The organism is Nocardia neocaledoniensis (genome assembly GCF_003182135.1).
Lineage (GTDB): Bacteria > Actinomycetota > Actinomycetes > Mycobacteriales > Mycobacteriaceae > Nocardia > Nocardia neocaledoniensis.
The window spans coordinates 346,186-365,839 of sequence record NZ_QGTL01000004.1 but is presented as its reverse complement, the minus strand read 5'-3'; the positions used below and the strand labels follow the sequence as shown (position 1 = coordinate 365,839).

The window sequence follows — 19,654 nt, the reverse complement described above, 5'->3', positions numbered from 1 at the left end:
CGCTCGGCTGATCGAAGGATTCACAGGCAATGCAACCGCTCGGCACGGACGATCCACGGCAGATCGGGGCGTACCGACTGCTCGGCGTGCTCGGCGCGGGCGGCATGGGAAAGGTGTATCTGGGCCGGACCGGCGGCGGCCGCACCGTCGCGGTGAAGGTGATCCGCCCCGATCTCCTCGGCGATCCCGAGCTGCGGGCCAGGTTCCGGCGTGAGGTCGCGGCCGCGCGCCGGGTCGGTGGGGCGTTCACGGCACCGGTGCTGGATGCCGATGTCGACGCCGATCCGCCGTGGCTGGCCACCGGTTTCGTAGCCGGGCTTCCGCTCTCGGACGCGGTGAGCCGGTTCGGCCCCTTCGGCGAACCCGCCCTGCTCGCGCTCGGTCACGGCCTGGCCGAGGCGCTGGTCGCGATTCACGGCGCCGGCGTGGTGCATCGCGATCTGAAGCCGTCGAATGTGCTGCTCGCGGTCGACGGGCCCAAGGTGATCGATTTCGGCATCGCCCGCGCCACCGAGGACACCGCCCTCACCACCACCGGAAAGGTCATCGGTTCACCGGGTTTCATGTGTCCGGAGCAGGTGAGCGGCGAACCGCTCGGCCCCGCCTGCGATGTCTTCGCCCTCGGCGGCGTGCTCGCCTTCGCCGCCACCGGCCACGGCCCGTTCGGCACCGCGGAACTCGTGCAGATGCTCTGGCGGATCATGTACGAGGAGCCCCGCATCGATGCGCTCCCCGAGCGCCTGCGCCCGCTCGTCGCGTCCTGTCTCGTCAAGGACCCTGCCGCCCGCCCAGCCCCCGCGCAGGTCCTCACCGAACTCACCCGCCTGGGCGATACCGGGCGAACCGGATGGTTGCCACCGGCCCTCGTCGAGGAGATCGGCACCCGCGCGGTCCGCCTCCTCGATCTCGATACCGCACCGGACGGCCACCCCGTTGACGGCGGCCCGGCGCCGGCGTCGACCGGACCCGCATCGCATGCGCCGCCGCCGGGACCCACACCTGACTCGACCGGCCCCGCGTGGGCGTCGACCGGCGGACACCCGACGGCCGCGACAGGTCCGGGCTCGGTGCCCAGCGGCAGCGGACCTGTTCGCGCCGGGACGCAGACCGGGCCTGGCCCAACCGGACCCGCCTGGTCGCCGAGAGGCGGATCCCCCTCGACCGGCGGTGGCCCCGCCACCTCCGCGACCGGACCAGCGCCGAACTCGACCGGGCCCGCGTGGGCGTCGACCGGCACGGGCATCAGTGGGTCGGGTCCGAGCTGGGCCGTGGTCGACCCCACTGTTCATCGGCGCCCCGAAGGCACTGCCCCCGGCCCCCACCAGCCCGGCCGTAAACCGCGCGGAGCCCGGCGCACCCGCGGCCTGCTGGTAGCGGCCGTGCTGGTCGTGGTGGTCGCGGTGGCGGCGGGGGCCTATCTGATCGGCACCCAGCTGCGCGATCCCCGCGCGGGCGTCAGTCTGACGATCGCCCCGTCGAACACCGAGGTGCGGTCACCGGGGACCCCGCCGTCCACCGACTCCCCCGGGTCACCGCCCACCGGCGACGCGGCGGGCACAGTCCCCGCCGCATTCGTCGGCACCTGGAAGGGCCGGGCGTCGGACGGCCTCGCCAGTTTCACCATCGAGCTGACCATCGGCGCCGGATCGGTCGGCGAGGAGGTCGCGAACTCGGCCAATACCGGCACGATCTCGGGCGCCCGCTGCGCACGGGCGGAGACGCTGACCGAGGCCACCGCCGGGCGGCTGACCTTCCGCGCGCGCCTCACCGGCGAGAGCGGGGCGGGCGGCTGTGTCGACGACGGCAAGTCGTCCACGGTCACCCTGCGGCCGGACGGCACCGTCGACTACAGCACCCCGGGACTGCTCGGCGGCGCCATCGCCGGCGTGCTCAGCAAGGGCTGAACGGCGGGATTGCCGATGAATTGCCGAGCCGAGGGACGGGTCGCGAAAGTCCGAACCGCCTCCCGTGCGCGGCCCGGGGTGGTTCACTACGAGCGCGAGCAGTTTGGACCCCTGACCAATCCATCACCCCAGGTGACGGCGATCGCACGGTTTCTGCCGTTGCGATCTGGGTCACTACTATGCCAGACTCTCCCCCACTGTGAAGCCGTCCGGTCTCACAATGTCCGGAAAGGGAGTGGGTTGAGCAAGCGGCAAGTGCGTGAAGTTGCCACCCGCCCATCGATCGTCCGGAAATCAGTCCCGATCGACGAGCGCGAGCGCGGCAGCGGCCAGCAGGTCCACCAGCTCGCCGACCGGCGGTCGCGATTCGCGCAGCAACCACTCGTGCGCCACGCCGTTGACCGCGCCGGTGATGAGCCCCGTCGTGAGTTCGGCGTCCCCGCGCAACCGCACGCCCTTCGCGCCCAGCGCGGCCGAGATCAGCGCCGACCAGGCGTGCCGCCGCGAGCGGCGATGGTCCTCCATCCGATCGCTCACGCCGACGACCTCGATCAGCGCGACCTGCGCGCGCCACGGGTCGGAGCCGAGCGATTCCAGGTACGCGGCCAGGCCGGCCCGGAACGCGTCCTCCGGATCGGAGTGCAAGACGACCGCGGCCCCGACCGCCGAGGCGGCGTCGTCCTGGATGCGGTCGTAGGCCGCGATGAGCACGTCCTCGCGGGTCTCGAACTCCTCGTAGAACTGCCGCTTGGAGAGGCCTGCCGCCGCGCACACCTCGGCGAGCGAGCATGTGGCGTACCCGCGTTCGGCGAAGATCCGCGTCGCTGCTTCCAGGAACCGCTGGCGCCGTTCGGCTTTACGCGCGACGACCGTACGACCCCCATACCGTCTGTCCGCTGTAGTCACCTTTCCAATGTATCTGAAACCCCGGATCACACTTACCGTTCCGGACTGCTCCACCCCATCCCCACAAAGAAGGACGGCTGACCAGTGCTGCGCACCCGAGGCTCGCGGACCGCTTTGTCCGCTCTCGTACTAGCGGTGAGTGCCTCACTCGCCGCACCGGCATCGACCATGGCTGCCCCGCGACCAGCGGCGCAGCCGAGCGTTCCGGCGATCGCGGAGAACGTTCCCTCCGAGACGCTGGCCGCGCTGGCACCGTCGATCGTAAGCGCCATCTCCGCCCCCGGCCCCATCGCCGACGGCGCGCAGGCCGGAATCCTGGCCCAGGCGCGCGTCCTGCTGGCCACCCCCGGCATTCCCGCGCAGGTCAAGGCGACGCTGGAGAAGGTCATCACCTTCCTCGACGGCAGTGGCGGCGGCGGCCCCGAGCTCCCGCCGTCGGACGGCCCGCGCATCGCGCAGTTCCTCTACCCGACCATCGGCAAGGGCTGCATCGGCCCGACCTCCGATTCCGTCGGCACCGCGCTGGCCGTACCCGGCCCGGCCGAGCTGCCGCCGCCCGGCCCGGCCAGTGGCCAGACCGGTTTCGTGTTCACCGCGCTCGGCACCAAAACCCCCACCGCCGAGCAGAACCCGCCGATGACCGTGCAGTGGGTCAACCTGGACAACCGGCGCTCGGGCACCCAGGCGCTCACCACCGAGGCCGCGATCAACCCCGACGGTCCGGCCACCCTCTCGGCCATCGCCGACACCGGCACCGGCCGGGTCGCCGCGGTGATCACCGGTGGGCTCACCACCAAGACCGCCGACGGTGACGTCCGCACCTGCTCGTTCGCCCCGACCGTCGGGTTCTTCTCCGTCGGTTGATCCGACGCCACGCATTGGAGTTTCGAGTTATGAAGTTTGCCGTTCCCGGCCTGATCAGTGGGCTGGCCGGCGCGATCATCGGGGTGATTGCCGTTCTCGGCATCACCGCTGGCGCGCAACAGAATTCGATCCCGGACCCCGAGACCACGGCTGATCCGGGTTCCTCGGTGCTCGGCAACGTCACGTACGGCAGCCGATGAGCAACATGCGCAGGACCATCGCCTGCATCCTCGTCGGACTCGGCGCGCTGCTGCTCGCCGCCGCTGTCATGATCCCCACCTACACCGTCGACAAGGTCGCCAAGACCCCGCTCGACCTGCGTATCACCACCGTCGCCAAGAGCGTGCCCGGCGAGGAGAGCATGGTGCTCGACTCGAAGTCGCTGGTCTCGCCCGAGGGCTCGGCCAAGGTGGACAAGGTCGCCGTCTCCTCGCAGCGCTTCCTCACGGTCGAGGAGCCCTCGGACGCCGACCAGATGACCGTCCAGGCCGGCCAGACCCTGCGCCGCGACGATCGCGACGGCGACGCCGGCGTGCTCGACGCCAAGGTCGACCGGGTGACCATCGACCGGTTCACCGGCGCGCCGGTGGCGACCTCGCCCAACGGCTCCATCGCCATCAACGTCGACAAGTCCGGCGCCTCGGTGGCCGACGCGACGAGCCGTGAGGGCCTGCAGTACCGGTTCCCGATCGGCACGGAGAAGAAGTCGTACCCGTACTTCGACCTGAACGCCCGCGCCACCCACCCGATCGACTTCGTCGAGGAGACCCAGATCGACGGGATGCCGGTGTACTACTTCAAGCAGAGCATCCCGGTCACCAACCTCAACGACGTCGCGCCCACCGCGACCAGCAAGCTGACCCTGCCCGCGGCCAAGTGGGGCCTCGAGGGTGACGGCGAGGTGACCATGTACCGCTTCTACACCAACGTCCGTGAGCTGTGGGTGGAGCCGCGGACCGGCGCGGTCATCAAGGGTGGCGAGCAGCTGCACCTGTACTACGGCCGCAGCGCCGAGCAGGTCGACGTCTCCGCGCTCAAGGCGCACCTGGTCTTCGACCAGGAGACCATCGACGCCCAGATGGCGGTCACCCAGGAGAGCCTCGACAAGCTCGACCTCTTCGGCAAGACCCTGCCCATCATCCTGGGCATCCTCGCCGCGATCCTGCTGATCGCCGGCGCGGTCCTCGGTGTGATGAGCAGCGGCGGTCGCGTCATCGACCCGCCGACCCAGCGGATTCGCCCCTCGAACCTGTAGGTTGTCCCCCTGCACGACCAGGCCTCCCCGGACTCGTTCCGGGGAGGCCTGGCTCGTTTCAGCCGCAGCAGCTCGCGCCCGCGGCGACGGCCTTCTGCTTGGCTTCGCTACCGCAGCAGGCGTTCTCGGCCGCGGCCTCGGCGGCCGTGCCGCAGCAGGCGTCCACGGCTTCGGCGTCGCTCTGTGCGAGTTCTGGTGCGGTACCGAAGGTTTCGCTGTCGGCGAGGACGGTGTAGACCTCCCACCGCTCCTCGCCCGGGCCGGTGACCCAGACCTTGTCCTGGGTGGCGAAGCAACAGGTGGTGGCGATCTGCTCCTCGGTGAACAGTCCCGCCTCGGAGAGCCGGGCGATCTCGGCGTGGACCTGTTCGGAGGTCTCGACCTCGACGCCGAGGTGGTTCAGGCTGCCGCCCTTGCCCGCGTTCTCGATGAGGACGAGCTTGAGCGGCGGTTCGGCGATGGCGAAGTTGGCGTAGCCGGGCTTGCGCTTGGCCGGCTCGGTGGCGAACAGGGTGGAGTAGAAGCGCACGGCGGTGTCGAGGTCGTCGACGTTGAGGGCGAGTTGCAGGCGAGACATGAGATGACCTCCACTTGTGAGACATATATCGAAGAACTTCTGCCGCTGAGTCTGCTGACCTTTTCGACATATGTCAATACTCTCGGTAGAGTCGATCGCATGCCCAAGGCGCTGCCCGTGATCGACATGTCCGCCCCCGTCTGCTGCGCACCGGTGGCCGCGGCCCCGGTCGACGACGCCGCCGCGCTCGAAGTCGCCCTGCGGCTCAAGGCGATCGCCGACCCCGCCAGGGTGAAGCTGCTGTCCCTGCTGCTGACCAGCCCGCTCGGCGAGGAGAACGGCGGCGACCTCGCCGCCGCGGTGGGCCTGAGCGAATCCACCGTCTCCCACCACCTCGGCCAGCTCCGCAAGGCAGGCCTCGTCGACTCCGAACGCCGCGGCATGAACACCATCCACCGCGCCCGCCGCGACGCCCTCTCCGCCCTGTGCACCGTCCTCGATCCCAATTGCTGCTCCTGAGGTCCGTTCGCCGTCAGTGAACGGGGGCACACGGTCGGAACAAACGGGTGGGGTGCTGGGTTGAGTCAGCAAAGCTCAACTTTGGAAGGGTCGTTATGACTACAGCTCAGAACCTGCCGGTGCTGTTCCTGACCGATCCGATCGTGCTGCCGGGCATGGTCGTGCCCATCGAATTGGACGAATCCGCGCAGGCCGCCATCGACGCCGCGCAGGCCGGGAAGACCGGTGCTGTGCTGGTCGCGCCCCGGCTCGACGAGGGCTATGCCTCCTACGGCGTCGTGGCCACGATCGAGCAGGTCGGGCGGATGCGCGGCGGTGCGCCCGCCGCCGTCCTGAAGGCCGAGCGCAGGGCGCGGATCGGCCATGGAGTCACCGGACCGGGTGCCGCGCTGTGGGTCGAGGCCGAACCCGTCGAGGACGCCGCGCCCGACGAACGCACCACCGAACTGGCCGCCGAATACAAGAAGCTGGTCGTCGCGGTCCTGCAGCGGCGCGAGGCCTGGCAGATCATCGACATCGTCAACCAGCTGGACAAGCCCGAAGCGATCGCCGACACGGCGGGTTACGCGCCGTACCTGTCCAACGATCAGAAGCGGGAACTGCTCGAGACCCCGGACGTCACCGCCCGGCTGACCAAGCAGATCGAGTGGATCAAGGACCACATCGCCGAGGTCGAGGTCACCGACAAGATCTCCGAAGACGTCCGCGAGGGCATGGAGAAGAGTCAGCGCGAGTTCCTGCTGCGCCAGCAGCTCAACGCCATCCGCAAGGAACTCGGCGAGGACGAGCCCGACGGCGCCGACGACTACCGCACCCGCGTGGAGAACGCCGACCTGCCCGAGCACGTGCGCGCCGAGGCGCTGCGCGAGGTCGGCAGGCTGGAGCGGGCCAGCGATCAGAGCCCGGAATCGGGCTGGATCCGCACCTGGCTCGACACCGTGCTCGACCTGCCGTGGACGGTGACAACCGAAGACAGCAGCGATGTCTCGGCCGCCCGCGCCGTCCTCGACGCCGACCACCACGGTCTGGACGAGGTCAAGGACCGCATGGTCGAGTACCTGGCGGTGCGCGCCCGGCGTGCCTCGCGTGGACTCGAGGTTGTCGGCGGACGTGGCTCCGGTGCCGTGATGGTGCTCGTCGGCCCGCCCGGTGTCGGTAAGACCTCGCTGGGTGAGTCGGTCGCGAAGGCGTTGGGCCGCAAGTTCGTTCGCGTCGCGCTCGGCGGCGTGCGGGACGAGGCCGAGATCCGTGGCCACCGTCGCACCTACGTGGGCGCGCTGCCTGGTCGGATCGTGCGCGCGGTCAAGGAGGCGGGATCGATGAATCCCGTTGTGCTGCTGGACGAAATCGACAAGGTCGGTTCCGATTTCCGGGGCGACCCTGCCGCGGCGCTGCTCGAGGTCCTCGACCCGGCGCAGAACCACACCTTCCGCGATCACTACCTGGATCTGGACCTCGACCTGTCGAACGTCCTGTTCATCGCGACCGCCAACGTCATGGACACCATCCCCGGTCCGCTGCTGGACCGCATGGAGCTCATCACCGTCGACGGGTACACCGAGGCCGACAAGGTGGCCATCGCCCGCGACTTCCTGGTGCCGCGGCAGCTGGAACGCAACGCGCTGACCACCGAGGAGGTGTCGATCACCGACGCGGCCCTGCGCGAGATCGCGGCGAACTACACCCGCGAGGCGGGCGTGCGCCAGATGGAGCGACTCGTCGCGAAGGCCCTGCGCAAGGCGGCGACCCGGTTGGTGACCGGTGACTCCGGCGAGTCGAGCACGCTCGGCTACGAGCCGGAACTGGGCTACGACAACGTCATCGACATCGAGTCGGGCCCGCAGCCGGCGGGCCAGCTCGCGAGCCTGGTCGTCGACGTCGACAACCTGACCGACTACCTGGGTCGTCCCCGCTTCACCCCGGACTCGGTGGAACGCACCGCGGTCCCCGGTGTGGCCACGGGCCTCGCGGTCACCGGCGCGGGCGGCGATGTGCTCTACATCGAGGCCAACGCCGCCGAGGGCGAGCGGTCGCTGACCCTGACCGGTCAGCTGGGCGACGTCATGAAGGAATCCGCGCAGATCGCGCTGACCTACGTGCGCTCGCACCTGGAGGAGATCGGCATCGAGCCGAAGGTCCTCGACCGCAACATCCACATCCACTTCCCGGCGGGTGCGGTGCCCAAGGACGGGCCGTCGGCGGGTGTCACCATGGTGACCGCCCTGGTCTCCTTGGCGCTGGGCAGGCAGGTGCGCGGTGATGTCGGCATGACCGGCGAGGTCACGCTGAACGGCCGGGTGCTGCCGATCGGTGGCGTGAAGCAGAAGCTGCTCGCCGCCCAGCGCGCCGGTTTGAAGACGGTGTTCATCCCGGCACGCAACGAGGCTGACCTCGACGAGGTGCCCGCCGAGGTGCTGGCCGCGCTGGACGTGCGACCGGTCGCCGACGTGGCCGACATCCTGGCCTACGCCATCGAACCGATCGCCGAACCGGCGGCCGACGGCTCCTTCGCCGTCAGCGCCTGAGTGGAACGAGAACGGCCCGTGCGCGAACCTCGCGCACGGGCCGTTCGCCTTACCTGCTGACGGTCGGCGGCAGCGCCTCCTCGCGCGCGGGTGTGACGATCGCGAGCTGGTCGGTGACGAAATCGTCCTGGTCGTCCTGCTCGTCGTCGAACTCGGTGTCGTCGGTGTCGGCCTCGGCGGCCGCCCGCTCGAGGTCCTTCTCGACGCGGCGAGTCGTGCCCTGCGCGACCGCGCACAGGACCGGCTCCTCGCCGTCGATCTCGGCGTAGACGTCGCAGTGCGTCACGGCCTGGCGGCGGGTGGCGCCGAGCACGGTGGCGTGGATGCGCAGCCGCTCGCCCTGGGCGGGGCGCAGGTAGGTGATGGTGAAGCCGCCGGTGAGGACGTTGGGCCCGAGGACGGTACCCGCGGCGAAGGTGAGCGCGTTGTCGGCCGCGTAGGCGAGCACGCCACCGTGGACGAAACCGAACTGCTGGCCGTGTTCGGGCTGGATCTCGATGACCAGGGTCGCCCCGCCCTCGCCGAACTCGGTGAGTTCGGTGCCGACGAGGCGCGCGAACGGCTGGGCGGCGAGAACCTGGCGGGCCAGGTCGAGGTCCAGGGTGGTGGCTTCGGTCGGCATCGGGTGTTCCGTTCTTCGAGCTCTGTCGTGACATCGGTTGGCGCGCTACGGATATTGCCATCCGGGGGTTACGCCCAGCACCCCAGTGCCGACCACCGCCGCCGTGGCGACCGCGCGTTGTCGGTGCCGTGGGTGATACTGCAACCGTGCCCCAGTGGCTCCTGCATGTCGATCTCGACCAGTTCCAGGCGGCGGTGGAATTCCGGCGCCGCCCCGAGCTGCGCGGTCAGCCGGTGATCGTCGGCGGCGAGGGCGACCCTGATCAGCCGCGCAAGGTCGTGACCTGCGCGTCCTATCCGGCCAGGGCGTTCGGCGTGCGGGCCGGGATGCCGTTGAAGATGGCGCGGCGCAAATGCCCCGACGGCGTGTTCCTGCCCGTCGACATGGCGGCCTACGAACAGGCGTCCGAGGAGATCATGGCGACGCTGGGCCGAGTCGCCGGCGACGTGGAGGTGTGGGGCATGGACGAGGCCTTCGTCGCCACCGACGATGACCCGTGGCTGCTCGCCGCCGAGGTCCGCCGCGCCGTCGTCGACCTCGGCCTGACCTGCTCGGTCGGCATCGGCGACAACAAACTCACCGCCAAGCTTGCCACCGGCTTCGCCAAGAGCACCGGGAAAACCTCCGCCGAACCCGAGCACGATCCGGGCGCGGCGGCGGGAATCTTCGAACTCACGGCCGCCAATTGGGCCGAGCTCATGGGCCACCGCCCCACCGACGCGCTCTGGGGCGTCGGTGCCCGCATCGCCAAGCGCATGGCCGAGCTCGGTATCACCACCGTCGCCGAACTCATGGCCGCCGACCGGCAGCGACTCGCCGCCGAGTTCGGCCCGAACACAGGCCCCTATCTCTGGGTCCTCGGCCACGGCAAAGGCGACACCGAGCTCACGACGGTCCAGCGAATCCCGATAGGCCGGAGCAAGTCCGAGACGTTTCCTCGCGACCTCACCGATCCCGCCGAGATCCGCCACGAGGTCGCGAGAATAGCGACCGAGGTCGCCGAGGAGATGCGCGAGCACGGCCGGACGAGTACGAGGGTGTCGGTCACGGTCCGCACGAAGACGTTCTACACGCGCAGCAAACAGAAGAAACTCCCCCAGCCCACCGACGATGTCCCCACCATCGTCGACACCGCCCTGACCATCATCGACCGCTTCGACCTCGACCGCCCCGTCCGCCTCCTCGGCGTCCGCCTCGAACTCCTCCCCCTGGACACTTGATCACCACGCCCTGGTGGCGGCATTGCCCGAGAGCGCCCCGCCACCAGCGCGTGGTGATCACTTGTCCAGCGTGGAAGGGTCTGTCTGCGGGGGTGCGCGGCTCGTATGCTCGGGGCCATGGATTACTCCGCGATGGTGGCCCGTGAGTCCGATGGTGGGATCGTGCTCGCTCGTGAGCAGGTCGGAGAGGACTTCCTCGGCGCTGGGGAGGTGACGATCAAGGTTCATTACTCGAGCGCCAACTACAAGGATCTGCTCGCGATCACTCCGCGCGGCGGTGTCGTGCGCGAATATCCGATCGTGCCCGGCATCGACATCACCGGCGAGGTCGTCGCCTCGGAGACCGAGGATTTCGCGCCCGGCGACCAGGTCGTGGCGCACGGCTACGAGCTCGGCGTCTCGCGCAACGGCGGCTTCGCAGAATACGCCAAAGTGCCCGCCGAATGGGTCGTGCGCTTGGACGGTCTCGACACGCGCGACGCGGCGACCATCGGCACCGCCGGCTTCACCGCGGCGATGAGCGTGCGCGCCCTGCTCGACAACGGCCTGACCCCGGACGACGGCGCGGTGCTCGTCACCGGCGCGACCGGCGGCGTCGGCACCATCGCGATCGACATCCTCTCCGGCCTCGGCTTCGAGGTCATCGCCTCGACCGGCAAGACCGACGCGGGCGACCTGCTCGCCGAGATCGGCGCGAACGAGGTCATCGGCCGCCTCCCGCTCGACCCGGACGCCAAGCCGCGCCCGCTGAACAAGGCGCTGTGGGCCTCGGCTGTCGACAGTGTCGGCGGCGCCTCGCTCGCCCACGTGTTGAGCTCCATCGGCTACGGCGGCGCCGTCGCGGCCAGCGGCCTCACCGGCGGCGCCGAACTCCCCGCCACCGTCCTGCCGTTCATCCTGCGCGGGGTGAGCCTGCTCGGCATCGACTCCGTCTTCCTGCCGATCGAGAAGCGCCGCGAGATCTGGTCCTCGCTCGGGAAAGAGCTTCGCCCCCAGCATCTCTCGACGATCGAGTCGTTCGCCCCGATCACCGAGGTCGAGCAGGTCCTGCGCTCGATCAAGGACGGCACGCATTCGGGCCGCACGGTGATCGGCGTCGCCGGCGAGTTCTGAGCGCGCCTACCGCGCCGGGAACGACGGGGGGAACAGTTCCTCGGCGGGCCTGCGCAGGTAGTCGCGCTCGGAATAGGCCGCGCGCATCCGGTCGAACAGCGCCTGCGCGCGCCGGGTCATCGCGGGCAGGTCGACACCGGGAATCACCCCGTCCCGCACCGTGATCCGCCCGGCGACCATGACGAAGTCGGCCGCGCGGGCGGTGCTGTTCATGCACAGGGTGCGGACCGGGTCGTCGAGAACCCCGTCGCGGGGATCGTCGAGACGGAAGGCGACCAGGTCCGCGGTCGCCCCGGCCGCGAGCCTGCCCAGGTCGGAACGGCCGAGCGCGTCCGCGCCGCCGAGGGTGGCCGCCGTCAGGTAGTCGGCGTAGGTCGCCGCGTCGAGCCGGTGGGTGAGGACCTTGGCGATGGTCACCCCGATGTCGATGCCGCGCAGCAGATCCGGGGGGAAGGAATCGGTGCCGAGCGCGATCCGCACACCTGCCCGCCGGTAGCGGTCGAAGGTGTTCAGCGCCGAGGCGTGCCGGCCGGAGGTGAGCGGGCAGTGCACGATCGCGGCGCCCGAGGCGGCCAGCGTGCCGAGGTCGTCGTCGGTGTCCGCGTCGACCAGGGGATGGGCGTCGAGGTAGATGCCGTGCGGAATCAGGAGGTTCGGTCCGAGCAGCCCGGTGCGCGCCAGGACCGCGAGCGGCGACGCGCCGAAGCGTTCCAGGATGAACCGGCGTTCGAGCAACCCTTGGAGGGCGTGCAGCCGGACCAGCACACCGGTCTCCGAGGCCAGCTCGGCAGTGCGCCGCATCAGGTCCTCGGAGAGTGTCTCGATCCGGCAGGGCAGCAGCGCGCCGTGCACGAGGTCGCTATCCTGCCCGGCGGCCCAGTCGAGAAACTCTGCCGCACCGTCGAATCCGGCCTCGCCCAGTTCCTCGTTCCAGTAGATGGATCGTGTGCCGTCCGCGTCGACCACGTTCACGCCCGACCGATAGGCGGGGCCGACGTACACCCGCAGCCCGAGCCGCCGCGCCGCCTCGGCCATCGCGACGGCGTCGTCGAAGGTCTCGGCCCAGTCGCTGTGCACCTCCGACGCGATCGGCATCGCTGTCGTCACTCCGTGCAGCAGCAACTGGACGAAGCTGTACTCGCGAATGAACGCGCGTTCCCCGGCGTCGAAGACCGCCCGGCGTCGATGCGTGGCGTAGTCACGCGACCACTGCAGGCCGAGGCCCAGTTCGCGCGACTGCCACGAGTCCAGGATCGTGTGGTCGATGTCGGACAGCGCGTCGAGGTCGACGAGCCCGGGCAGCAGCAGGACGTTCCCGAGCTCGATCACGTCGTCGACCGGTTCCGCGCCCCGTGGGCCGACGGCCACGATGCGCGAATCCTCCACCACCACTTCGGCATCCGTGAGCATGACGTGTCCGCCGGCCGGGCGAGCGGCCCCGGGTTCCCCCGCGGTGAGTTCGGACGAATACGCGAGCACATGCCGTGCGCGAAGACCGCGTCGCACCGTCAGCTCCCTTCCCTGCCGAAGCGTCCGGGGATCTCGAAACCCTCGATGGCGGTGTCGACCGAAACCACGGCGCCCCGATGGATGACGGTGCGCGCGGCGGGCCGATCCATCACGGCGGCGGCCGGGCTCACCGCGTCGACGAGGAAGAACTCCGCCGGATCACCGACGGCGAACCCGGGATGTGTATCGCTGAGGTCGAGCGGGCGCAGGCTCCGGTCCAGCACGCTCGCCCCACCCCAGGTCGCCACGGCCAGTGCGTGTTCCACGTGCTGATCCGAGCCGAATCCGTTGACGAACGCGAGTTGCCAGGCGCGGTCGAGCATGTCGCCGTTACCGTACGGCGACCAGTAGTCCCGCTGACCATCCATGCCGACACCGACCCGCACGCCCGCGGCCGCCAGGTCGAGCAGGGGCAGCGCCCAGCCCTGCGCTCCCGCGGCGTGCGTCAGCGCGATGTCGTACTCCGCGAGTCGCTCGATCGCCCCCGGCACCCCGGGCAGGCCGCTGGCCAGGCACCGCGCGTGCGAGACGGTGGCCTGCCCGGCCATCCCCAGGGCCCGCACCCGTTCGACGATCAGCGACAATGTGAACAGCCCGAGCTCGCCCGCCTCGTGCAGATGGATGTCGACGCCGGCCTGGTGCTTCTCGGCCAGGCCGAAGACCGCGTCGAGGTGCCGGACCGGATCGCGGTCGAGTTCACACGGGTCCATCCCGCCGACCAGGTCGGCCCCGGCCGCGAGCGCCGCGTCCATGAGGTCGACGACGCCGGGCTCGAGCAGGATACCCACCTGCGGGAACGCCACGATCTCCACATCGCAGACGTCGGCGTAGCGCTCCCGCGCCGCGAGTTCGCCCTCGAGCTTGGCCAATCCGGTGTCGGCGTCCACCTGCGCGTGGCTGCGAATCCTGGTGGCGCCGTTGGCCACCGCGACGGCGAGCGTGAACGACGCGCGTTCGGTCACCGAGCGTTCGGCGCCGCGCCAGTGCTCCCGGTCGTTCATGATCCGGCCCCACCGGCCCGGCTCCCCGGTCTGCGCCCGGAACGGCAGCCCGAGCCGACTGGAATCCAGATGCAGGTGCACGTCGGACAGCGCGGGCAGGATCAGCCTGCCCGCACCGTCGACCCGCTCCGCCGCCGTCGTCGATGCGCCGGTCGCGGCCACCGCGGCGACCGCCCCGTCCTCGACGAGCACGTCCACCGGATCGCCGCCCCATGGCCGCACCTCGGTGATCAGCAGCGAATCTCCCATGGACTCAGTCCGTTCCGAAGGTGGCCGCGTCGACGGTGATCATGCCGTCCGCGCGCGGCTGCCAGCGCAGCGCCGGATCGACGGCATAGCTCGCGTCGGGCGTGTAGAGGCCGATCAGCAGCGCCTTGGTGTCGTTGAGGGTGAACAGTTCGCGGTACACATCGATCCTGGCCTGCCCGGCGACGGTCCTGGTCTCGGCGACCAGCGCTTGGGTCTCCGGCAGCATGGCGTAGTCGTTCCACTGCCCGCCGAACATCGAGGCGATCGGCGCGTCACCGTCCATGGTCGAGGGCGCGTAGGTGTTGAGGTAGATGCCCGCGGCCGACTTCTTGGTGTAGATCATCTGCGACAGGCTGTTCTGATCGGTGCCCTGCAGGGTGACGGTGATGCCGACCTCGGCAAGGTTGGCCTGGATCGACTGGGCGATCTCCGAACTCAGCGGAATGCGCCCATTCGTCGCGTACTGGAACGGAATCGGCGCGCCGCGGTAGCCCGCGGCGGCCAGCAACTGCTTGGCCTTGGTGGTGTCACGCACCGGTGCGGGGTATTTCGGGTCGAAGCCGCCGACGTTCTGGGCGACCAGCTGATTGGCGACGGTCGCGCGGCCGGCCAGCAGCGTCTTCACGATGCCCTCGCGATCGATCGAGAGCGCGATCGCCTCCCGGACCCGCTGGTCGGCCAGTGGGCCCGCGGTGGCATTCATGCCGAGGAAGGTGACACCGTTGGAGACCCTCGACTCGATGTGCACGCTCTTGGACCCCTCGACTGCCGCGACCTGGTTGGGCGCGACCAGCGCGATGTCGAGGCTGCCCGACTGCACACCGTTGAGCCTGGCGTCGGCGTCGGCCACCGTCTTGAAGGTCACGGCTTCGACCGCCGCCTTCGTACCCCAGTAGTCCGGATTGCGCTTGACGGCGTATTCGACGCCGCGTGTGTAGTGGTCGAAGACGAACGGCCCGGAGCCGACGGGCGCGGCGGCGAAGCCCGCCGACCCGAGTGCGGTGTACACCGATTCCGGCACGATGGAGACGCCGGTGGTGATCGTCGGCCACGCGGAGAACGGGGCGTTGAGGCTGAACACCACGGTGTTGCCCGGCCCGACCGCGGCGGACTCGAACATCTCCATGTATGTGGCCGGATCGCCGGTCGGCGTGGCCTTGATCTTGTTGTAGGTGAAGGCGACGTCGGCGGGCTTCAGCGGTTGGCCGTTGTGGAACTTCACGTCGTCGCGGATCGTGAAGGTCCACTGGGTGAAGTCGGCGTTGTGCTCCCACTTCGTCGCCAGTTTCGGCCCGATCACCCCTTCGCTGTCGAACCGGGCGAGCTGGTCGAAGGTCGCGAAGTAGTAGTTGTAGCCGGCCAGCGAGCCGTCGCTGATCGGGTCGGGCACATCGGTCGGCTCGGTGACAGCGCCGACCACCAGCGTCGTCTGCGACGCGGTGTCGGAGCCTGCGGGCGCACAGGCGGTCAGGGTGAGGGTGGCGCAGGCGAGGGCGGCGAGTCCGGTCGCCAGGCCGCGGGTGATCGGTTTCATCGGTTTCCTTTCGGCGGGCCCGCGAGCGGACGCAGGCAGGCCACGACATGGTCGGTGCGACCCTGTTGTTCGAGTTCCGGTACGCGCGTGGCGCATTCGGCGGTGGCGAGGGGGCATCTGGTGCGGAAGGTGCAGCCGGTCGGCGGGTTCGCGGCGTCGGGAAGCTCGCCGCGCACCAGCGTGGCGCTGTCACGGCGGCGCTGATGCGGGTCCGGCACCGGGGCCGAGGCGATCAGGGCCCGGGTGTACGGGTGTCCCGGTGCGGTGAACACGTCCTCGGTCGCGCCGATCTCGACGAGCTTGCCCAGATGCATCACCGCGATCCGGTCGGACAGGTGCCGCACCACCGAGAGATCGTGGGCGATGAACAGGTACGACAGGCCGAGCTCCGCCTGCAGGTCCTGCAGCAGATTGATGACCTGGGCCTGCACCGAGGCGTCCAGCGCCGAGACCGGTTCGTCGAGGACGAGCACCTCGGGTCGCGGTGCGAGCGCCCTGGCGATGCCGAGTCGTTGCCGCTGCCCACCGGAGAACTCGGCGGGCTTGCGCGCCAACGCGTCCCGGCCCAGTCCCACCTGCTCGAGCAGCTCAACCACCCGTTCGTGCCGGTACCCGCCCGCGATGCGCAGCGGTTCGGCCACGATGTCGTGCGCGGTCATGCGCGGATCGAGGGAGGAGTACGGGTCCTGGAACACCAGCTGGACCCGGTTGCGCAGCGCGCGCCGGGCCCCGGGACGCAGGGTCGCCAGGTCGTGGCCGAGGATGCGCACCGAGCCGGCGCTCGGGGTGTTGATGCCGAACAGAGCGCGCACCAGCGTCGACTTGCCACCGCCCGACTCGCCGACCAGGCCGAACGTCTCGCCCCGGCGAACCGCGAAACTCACGCCGTCGAGCGCGCGGAGCCTGCGGGTGCCGAAGAGTCCGCGCCTGCTGGTGAAGCTCACCGCCAGCCCTTCGACCCGGATGACTTCGTCCACGGGCGCATCGATCGTCGTCATGCGGAACGGTCCTGTTCGATCGGCGCGGCCTCGACCGCGGGCGGACACGCCACGGCGCGCCCGGTCTCTAGCCGCACGAGAATTGGTGCGGCGGTCGCGCATTCGTCGCGCTTCCCGGCGAATTCGCACCGCGGCGCGAAGCCGCACCCCGGGGGCCGTTGCCGCGGCGACGGCGGCGATCCGGGAATGGCGTAGGCGCGGGCGGACCCCGACTGCCCGAGCAGGCTGCGTTGCAGGCCACGGGTGTACGGGTGGGTGGCGTCGTCGAAGATCTGCCACACGGTGCCGGACTCGACGACTCGGCCCGCGTACATGATCGCCACCCGATCCGCGTACTGGGCGACCAGTCCCAGATCGTGGGTGATCAGCACCATCGCGGCGCCGCTGCGGGCGCGTGCCCGCGCCAGCACCTCCATGAGCTGGGCTTGAACGGTCACGTCGAGGGCGGTGGTCGGCTCGTCGGCGACGAGGACGGCCGGGTCGTTCGCCATGGCCATGGCGATCACCGCGCGCTGACGCATCCCGCCCGACCACTGGTGCGGGTAGGCGCGCGCCCGCTCGGCGGGCTGGGGAATCCCCACGGCGGCAAGGAGTTCGACGACCCGTTCGCGCCGTGTCCTGGCGTCCAGCCGCTGGTGGACGGCCAGCGCGCGCCCGATCTGCACGCCCACCCTGCGGACGGGATTGAGGGTGGTCATCGGGTCCTGGAAGACCATGCCGAGTTCGGCGCCACGCAGGCGGCGCAGGGTCTCGTCGTCGGCGCCGACGAGTTCGGCGCCGCGGAAACGCACACTGCCCGAGAAGATCTCCAGCGGTGCGGGCAGCAGGCCGAGCACAGCGAGCATCGTCACCGACTTGCCCGATCCGGACTCGCCGACGAGACAGAGCACTTCGCCCTCGGCCAGGCTCAGGCTCACCGAATCGACGAGCACGACCCGCTCCCCCGCCGCGGTCTCGTAGCCGACGGTGAGATCGGTGATTTCCAGCAGCGCGCTCATGCCGTGACCTCCTTCGCGAGCGCGCCCCGACCGGTCCGCGACGCCCGGCGGGCACGGCGCAGACCCTGGCCCTCATCGGTGAATCTCCTGCTGGCCAACAGGGTTCCGCCGATCACGAGCAGCAGGGCGACGGCGGGGACGATGGTCAGATACGGGGCTTGGCGCAGATACTTCTGGCCGTCGGTGATCATCAGGCCCCAGCTCGGCGTCGGTGGTTGCACCCCGAGGCCGAGATAGTCGAACGACGAGATCATGATCAGCACGTTGCCGAGATCAGCGGTCGCCAGGATCAGCACCGGCGCGGTGACATGGCCGAGGACGTGCTTGCGCATCACCCAGCCCGAGCGCGCGCCGAGCAGCTTGGGCGCGATCACGAAATCCCGGCCCGACAGACCGAGCGCCACCGAGCGGGCCACCCGGGCGTAGCCGACCCAGAAGGTGACGCCGAGGATCGTGGCCATGAGCGCGGTGCTCGGGCCGCGAATGGCCGAGACGGCCATGATCACCAGAGTCATCGGTACCGCGAGCTGGATATCGGCGACGCCCATCAGCACGTTGTCGGTGACGCCACGGAAGTACCCCGACACCGTGCCGATGGCCATCCCGATCACCGCGTTGACCAGCACGATCACCAGCACCAGCCCGAGCGTGATCCGCCCGGCCAGCGCCAGCCTGCTGGCCAGATCCCGCCCGAGCGAATCGGTGCCGAGCGGGTAGCGCCCGTCGGTGAACGGCCGCACGAACGCGGCCGCGAGCTGCTGCGCGTACGGGTCGTAGCCGGGCAGCAGCGGGTAGAGCAGGGAGAACAGGACGACGGCCAGGATCATCGTGATACCCATGACGGTGGCCGCAGTGCCGGGCCGGGTCATCGGACCCTCGCCCTCGGATCGATGACGCCGTAGAGGACGTCGATGCCGAAGTTGACGACCACGAAGATCGTCGCGATCACCACCAGCCCGGACTGGACCACCGGGAAGTCGCGATTGAACACCGCGTCGAGCATGAGCTGACCCAATCCCGGCCAGGCGAAGACGTTCTCGACGATGACGAGGCCACCGAGCAAAGTACCCAGCGTGATGCCGGAGATCGTGAGCACCGGCAGCAAGGCGTTGGGCAGCACCTCACGCATCAGCACCGACGACCGGCGCTCACCCCGCGCGTACGCGGTGCGCACGTAGTCCTGCGCGCTCTCGGCGATCAGGGAGTTGTCGAGCAGGCGGGAATAGACGACGAACTGCGCGGTCGCGATGGTCACCGCCGGCATCACGATCGCGAGCGGATCGGCGCCGGCCAGCGACGGGAGCCAGCCCAGCGTCACCGAGAACACCAGCACCAGCAGCAGCCCGAACAGGAAGTCCGGCACCGCGAGGCGGGCCGCGCCGACGCCGAGCGCCACGCCGCGCAACGACCAGCGGCCGCTGAGGTGGATGGCGAGCACCACGGCGAAGGCCAGCGCGAGCCCGATCGCGAAGCCTGCGACGCCGAGCTGCAGCGAAGCCGGCAGTCGCCGCAGTACCAGCGACATCGATGACGTTCCGGTCTGCTGGTACGAGTCCCCGAAATCGCCGGACAGGATGCCGAGCAGATAGTCGAGATATTGCGTCAACGGCGGCTTGTCGAAGCCGAGTTCGTGGTCGAGCGCCGCGATATCGGCCGCGCTGGCGGTCTCGGGCAGCATCGACGCGGCCGGGCTGCCGGTCAGCCGACCGAGTAGAAACGCCAGCGAGATGACGGCGAAGACGGTGATCACCGCCTGCGCGAAGCGGCGGAGCAGATAGCGGGCCAACTCGCATCCTCTCTGTGACCGATGGAGAATCGGTATACAGAATTGGAGTCGGGTGTATCCCTATTGTGTTCCGTACGTTTCGGTCCGGTGAATGATCACGAAGACCGAAAAGATATATCTTTCATGGTCAACCG

At 69.9% G+C, this 19,654-nt stretch carries 17 protein-coding genes and 1 pseudogene; 8 read left to right on the top strand and 10 right to left on the bottom strand.

The features are described 5' to 3' along the window. Positions 1-29: 29 nt before the first annotated feature. Positions 30-1,904, top strand: coding sequence for a serine/threonine-protein kinase (locus DFR69_RS13660; protein ID WP_110037887.1), 1,875 nt, complete (start codon positions 30-32; stop codon positions 1,902-1,904). 294 nt (positions 1,905-2,198) lie between these two features. Here the strand turns inward: DFR69_RS13660 and DFR69_RS13655 are convergent, their stop codons facing one another. Beyond that, positions 2,199-2,810, bottom strand: coding sequence for a TetR/AcrR family transcriptional regulator (locus DFR69_RS13655; RefSeq protein ID WP_110037886.1), 612 nt, complete (start codon positions 2,808-2,810; stop codon positions 2,199-2,201). 84 nt (positions 2,811-2,894) lie between these two features. Here DFR69_RS13655 and DFR69_RS13650 point away from each other — a divergent pair, with 84 nt between their 5' ends. From DFR69_RS13650 to pgfA, 3 genes are read left to right on the top strand one after another with little or no spacing between them, the layout of a single operon-like run. After that, positions 2,895-3,674 (top strand): Rv1157c family protein, encoded by a 780-nt coding sequence (locus DFR69_RS13650; protein ID WP_110037885.1) that lies wholly within the window; start codon positions 2,895-2,897, stop codon positions 3,672-3,674. Between the two features lie 29 nt (positions 3,675-3,703). After that, positions 3,704-3,874 carry a DUF2613 family protein gene (locus tag DFR69_RS13645; protein ID WP_110037884.1) on the top strand — a complete coding sequence of 57 codons (171 nt, stop codon included), beginning with the start codon at positions 3,704-3,706 and terminating at the stop codon, positions 3,872-3,874. Between the two features lie 5 nt (positions 3,875-3,879). Next, positions 3,880-4,929, top strand: coding sequence for a cell envelope lipid trafficking protein PgfA (gene pgfA, locus DFR69_RS13640; protein ID WP_244198237.1), 1,050 nt, complete (start codon positions 3,880-3,882; stop codon positions 4,927-4,929). A gap of 58 nt (positions 4,930-4,987) precedes the next feature. Here the strand turns inward: pgfA and DFR69_RS13635 are convergent, their stop codons facing one another. Further along, the gene (locus DFR69_RS13635) at positions 4,988-5,506 is read right to left on the bottom strand and encodes an ArsI/CadI family heavy metal resistance metalloenzyme (protein WP_110037882.1); all 519 of its coding nucleotides are present in this window, start codon (positions 5,504-5,506) and stop codon (positions 4,988-4,990) included. A gap of 99 nt (positions 5,507-5,605) precedes the next feature. On the opposite strand from DFR69_RS13635, the gene DFR69_RS13630 reads away from it, so the two are divergent. After that, on the top strand, positions 5,606-5,965 hold the full coding sequence (locus tag DFR69_RS13630) for an Rv2640c family ArsR-like transcriptional regulator (RefSeq protein WP_110037881.1): 360 nt from the start codon (positions 5,606-5,608) through the stop codon (positions 5,963-5,965). Between the two features lie 95 nt (positions 5,966-6,060). Beyond that, on the top strand, positions 6,061-8,490 hold the full coding sequence (gene lon, locus DFR69_RS13625; RefSeq protein ID WP_110037880.1) for an endopeptidase La: 2,430 nt from the start codon (positions 6,061-6,063) through the stop codon (positions 8,488-8,490). A 214-nt stretch (positions 8,491-8,704) separates the two neighbouring features. Here the strand turns inward: lon and DFR69_RS13620 are convergent. Then, positions 8,705-9,112 (bottom strand): annotated as a pseudogene (locus DFR69_RS13620) (PaaI family thioesterase); the annotation flags it as partial. A gap of 146 nt (positions 9,113-9,258) precedes the next feature. Between DFR69_RS13620 and DFR69_RS13615 the strand changes: the two are divergent. Together DFR69_RS13615 and DFR69_RS13610 are read left to right on the top strand one after the other, a co-directional pair. Continuing rightward, positions 9,259-10,332 carry a DNA polymerase IV gene (locus DFR69_RS13615; RefSeq protein ID WP_110037878.1) on the top strand — a complete coding sequence of 358 codons (1,074 nt, stop codon included), beginning with the start codon at positions 9,259-9,261 and terminating at the stop codon, positions 10,330-10,332. 117 nt (positions 10,333-10,449) lie between these two features. Next, entirely contained in the window at positions 10,450-11,445 is a 996-nt protein-coding gene (locus DFR69_RS13610) for an acrylyl-CoA reductase family protein (RefSeq protein ID WP_110037877.1), read from the top strand. Positions 11,446-11,451: 6 nt separating this feature from the next. Here DFR69_RS13610 and DFR69_RS13605 read toward each other — a convergent pair whose 3' ends face one another. From DFR69_RS13605 to DFR69_RS13575, 7 genes are all read right to left on the bottom strand, one after another. Continuing rightward, positions 11,452-12,855: a chlorohydrolase family protein gene (locus DFR69_RS13605; protein ID WP_110038275.1), complete on the bottom strand. Its 1,404-nt coding sequence runs from the start codon at positions 12,853-12,855 to the stop codon at positions 11,452-11,454. A gap of 98 nt (positions 12,856-12,953) precedes the next feature. Continuing rightward, the gene (locus DFR69_RS13600) at positions 12,954-14,204 is read right to left on the bottom strand and encodes an amidohydrolase family protein (RefSeq protein WP_208643968.1); all 1,251 of its coding nucleotides are present in this window, start codon (positions 14,202-14,204) and stop codon (positions 12,954-12,956) included. Between the two features lie 4 nt (positions 14,205-14,208). Beyond that, the gene (locus DFR69_RS13595) at positions 14,209-15,738 is read right to left on the bottom strand and encodes an ABC transporter substrate-binding protein (protein WP_167456260.1); all 1,530 of its coding nucleotides are present in this window, start codon (positions 15,736-15,738) and stop codon (positions 14,209-14,211) included. After that, positions 15,735-16,736 carry an ABC transporter ATP-binding protein gene (locus tag DFR69_RS35685; RefSeq protein ID WP_110037875.1) on the bottom strand — a complete coding sequence of 334 codons (1,002 nt, stop codon included), beginning with the start codon at positions 16,734-16,736 and terminating at the stop codon, positions 15,735-15,737. Before DFR69_RS35685 ends, DFR69_RS13595 begins: the two co-directional genes overlap by 4 nt. Further along, entirely contained in the window at positions 16,733-17,734 is a 1,002-nt protein-coding gene (locus DFR69_RS35680) for an ABC transporter ATP-binding protein (protein WP_110037874.1), read from the bottom strand. Before DFR69_RS35680 ends, DFR69_RS35685 begins: the two co-directional genes overlap by 4 nt. Beyond that, on the bottom strand, positions 17,731-18,603 hold the full coding sequence (locus tag DFR69_RS13580) for an ABC transporter permease (protein ID WP_110037873.1): 873 nt from the start codon (positions 18,601-18,603) through the stop codon (positions 17,731-17,733). Before DFR69_RS13580 ends, DFR69_RS35680 begins: the two co-directional genes overlap by 4 nt. Continuing rightward, positions 18,600-19,520: an ABC transporter permease gene (locus DFR69_RS13575; RefSeq protein ID WP_110037872.1), complete on the bottom strand. Its 921-nt coding sequence runs from the start codon at positions 19,518-19,520 to the stop codon at positions 18,600-18,602. Before DFR69_RS13575 ends, DFR69_RS13580 begins: the two co-directional genes overlap by 4 nt. Positions 19,521-19,654 lie beyond the last annotated feature (134 nt).